Origin of the sequence: Sedimentitalea todarodis (genome assembly GCF_032595355.1) — a bacterium.
GTDB classification, from domain to species: Bacteria; Pseudomonadota; Alphaproteobacteria; order Rhodobacterales; family Rhodobacteraceae; genus Sedimentitalea; species Sedimentitalea todarodis.
This window is the reverse complement of record NZ_JASMWN010000079.1, coordinates 1-1,426: the sequence shown is the minus strand read 5'-3', so window position 1 is coordinate 1,426 and position 1,426 is coordinate 1. Positions and strand designations below refer to the sequence as shown.

Annotated in this window: 1 protein-coding gene; it reads right to left on the bottom strand. The window is 56.2% G+C overall.

The annotated features are described in order from the left end of the window. The coding region (locus QO231_RS26040; RefSeq protein ID WP_316783202.1) for a lytic transglycosylase domain-containing protein at positions 1–1,376 on the bottom strand (1,376 nt) is incomplete at its 3' end. Between the last annotated feature and the right edge of the window lie 50 nt (positions 1,377–1,426).

The following is a 1,426-nucleotide window of genomic DNA, read 5'->3' as shown; positions in this document are numbered from 1 at the left end:
GCGCTTACACGCATCGCATCACCGAACCATTCTACAAACTTCGTCACGTGTCGCCCAGTGTTTTTGGGAAAGCAGACAAGCCGCCATCTGTTGGCCTGCGCGGCTTCCTTGCGGATTGAACCCGCATTGTAGGCCGCAGCCACCAACGGCGGGTCGAACGAAGTCTCGTTGCGTTGCATCGCGATATAGGCCGTGCCGGCTTCAATAGAAAGCGATGGGTCAAGCAAGTCGTCGCCCTTTATCGAATCCCGGCCAAGAGCGAAATTCGCGGTGCTGACCAATGTCTGCATGAGGCCAACACTCTCCTCGTTCAGGTGTGGCTCAAAACGCCGCGCATCGCGTTTTCCATTGGTTTCGGTCGCGATGGTAGCGACGATCAGCTCTACTGGTACTCTGTAGCTGCGGGCCCAGTCCTGACAATGGCTCCCGAACTGCTCCCATATGCGCTTGATCGTCTTCGGTTCACCGTTCGTGCGTGCAGCCGGTGCACCTTCTACCGCGATACCGTCCTCCACGAGCCTCCAAGAGACGCTTTCGGGGAAATGCGAATGTGGTTCGGTGAGCAATGGGAGAACATCTTCAATGCCGAACCCGGCCGGTGTCGCAGCTTCAGAGGTGGCGTTGGTCTGTGCTGGGGAAATCAACTGCGCACGAGGCTGAATGGACGGAGTAGGCGAGGCTGACGCTGGCGGCGCTAGCCGCACCCGCTGCGCCTCGGCTTGTGCGGAAGCTTTCGTGAGTTGACTACCAAGTTCGCGGAGATTCGAACTCATCTCCTTTGATTTGTCTTTCGAGCCCTGACTGCTTCCCCAATAAAAGGACACCACATTATTGGCCAGACCGTTAACAAATCCGACCGCAGTGCCGATCACGCCAAAAGCGGCGATTGTCAGGTCGGTCTGATCTACCGGTGGCGACCATAAGCCGCCGATAATGAGGAGGAGCCCAATGGTGAGTATCAGGAGGCCACCAAGCGCAATGTAAACCAGCTTCATCCCCGCATCAAAGGCCTGATCTCCGATACCGGCCGATACGTGCAACTCGCTCGCGCGCTTGCGATCTTCCAACTCAATCTCCTGAAAACGCAACCCTGTTTCGATCTCATAGCGCTGAAGTTCTATTTCCGCCTGGCGCAGCGCCACGGCAAAATCTGGCACTTCTGAGTTCTGCTCGATAATGCCCTCGAGTGTGGTCGGGTCCAGTTCAGGCTTGATGCCGCTGTCGTCGACGGTTTTCGGTGCGGGGGCGTATTTTTCGAGAGCACTCGAAACAACACCGCTGGCAATCACATTGAAGGGTGGCGGCAATGCCAGAGCCGCCAAAAGAGTTGGTGCGCTGTTGCTGAGCAAATTACGAGCAAGCTTGCCTAGTTTCATGAATACGTCCTCTTTCAAAACAGCCCAGCCACTAACTGAGCCAAATTTTG